This is a genomic window from Natronoarchaeum sp. GCM10025321 (assembly GCF_042663585.1).
GTDB lineage: Archaea > Halobacteriota > Halobacteria > Halobacteriales > Natronoarchaeaceae > Natranaeroarchaeum.
The window spans coordinates 1-1,693 of record NZ_JBHTAN010000009.1 but is presented as its reverse complement, the minus strand read 5'-3'; the positions used below and the strand labels follow the sequence as shown (position 1 = coordinate 1,693).

Annotated in this window: 1 pseudogene; it reads right to left on the bottom strand. The window is 63.9% G+C overall.

The features are described 5' to 3' along the window. Positions 1–82: 82 nt before the first annotated feature. Positions 83–1,693: pseudogene (locus tag ACFQL3_RS18565) on the bottom strand (CDC48 family AAA ATPase); the annotation flags it as partial.

The window sequence follows — 1,693 nt, the reverse complement described above, 5'->3', positions numbered from 1 at the left end:
CAGCGCGGAGAGCACACTCAACATTGCCGGAGAACCGTGAAAAATTCGTCGACAGCGGTTCTACGTCGGTCGTCTCGCCGCTTTACTGGAAGGTTCGGCCGAGCTGTTCGGAGTCCGGTTCCGTTCGCGTGAGTTCGATTCGAGCTCCTCGTAGCGCTCGCGAACGTCGTCGGTCACGCTCGGGCCGACCTCGTCGAGGCCTGCTCGAAGTGTTCGCGCGTGATACGGACGTTCCCGATGCTCTCTTTGATCCCCTCGGGTTCGACCGAGTTGATGAACTCGCGGGAGGCGGCCATCGACGCCTCGCGGGTCACGGCCTCGATGTCCGCGCCGACGAAGCCCTCAGTCTGGCTTGCGAGCCACTCCATGTCGATGCCCTCGGCGAGGGGCTTGTTTCGCGTGTGCACCTCGAAGATGGCCTTGCGGGCGTCCTCGTCGGGCACCGGCACGTGGACGTGACGGTCCAGTCGACCGGGCCGGAGCAGGGCGTTGTCGATCAGGTCCGGACGGTTGGTCGTCGCGATGACGACCACGTCTTCGAGCTGTTCGAGCCCGTCCAGCTCGGTCAGCAGCTGCGAGACGACGCGTTCGCCGACGTTCGAGTCGCCGCCGCCGCTTCCGCGCTCCGTAGCGATGGCGTCGATCTCGTCGAAGAACACCACGGTCGGGGCGTTCTCGCGAGCCTTGCTGAACACTTCACGGACGCCCTTCTCGGACTCACCGACCCACTTCGACAGTAGCTCGGGGCCCTTGACCGAGATGAAGTTCGAGTCGGCCTCGTTGGCGACTGCTTTTGCCATCAGCGTCTTCCCAGTCCCTGGTGGGGCCGTACAGCAGGACGCCCTTGGCGGCCTGCATATCCATCGTCTCGAACACGTCGGGGTACTCAAGCGGCCACTGGATCGTCTCGACGAGTCGGTCTTTCGTGTCGTCGAGTCCACCGACGTCGTTCCACGTGATGTCGGGGACCTCGACGAACACTTCGCGGAGTGCGGAGGGTTCGATCCCCTTGATCGCCTCCTTGAAGTCGCGTTCGGTGACCTGCAGGGAGTCCAGGATCTCGGCATCGATCTCGTCGCTTTCGAGGTCGATCTCCGGTCTGATCCGCCGGAGCGCGTTCATCGCGGCCTCTTTGGTGAGGTTGGCGAGGTCAGCGCCGACGAACCCATGCGTGTTCTCCGCGTACGATTCGATATCGAAGTCCTCGGTCAGGGCATCCCGCGGTGTGGACCTGCAGGATCTCCTCGCGGCCGCCCTTGTCGGGGACGCTGATCTCGATCTCGCGGTCGAACCGCCCACCACGCCGCAGTGCGGGATCGATCGCATCGACGCGGTTGGTCGCCGCGATGACGGTGACCTGACCGCGCTCTTCGAGCCCATCCATCAGGCTCAGTAGCTGTGCGACGACCCGGCGTTCGACGTCGCCACCGGCCTCGCCGCGCTTGGGTGCGATCGAGTCGATTTCGTCGATGAAGACGATCGCAGGCGCATTCTCCTCGGCTTCTTGAACACCTCACGGAGCTGTTCTTCGCTCTCGCCGTAGTACTTCGACATGATCTCCGGGCCGGAGATGGTCTCGAAGTAGGCATCTATCTCGCTGGCGACCGCCTTCGCCATCAGCGTCTTTCCGGTGCCTGGCGGTCCGTGAAGGAGCACGCCTTTCGGCGGCTCGATACCGAGTTGCTGGAACAGT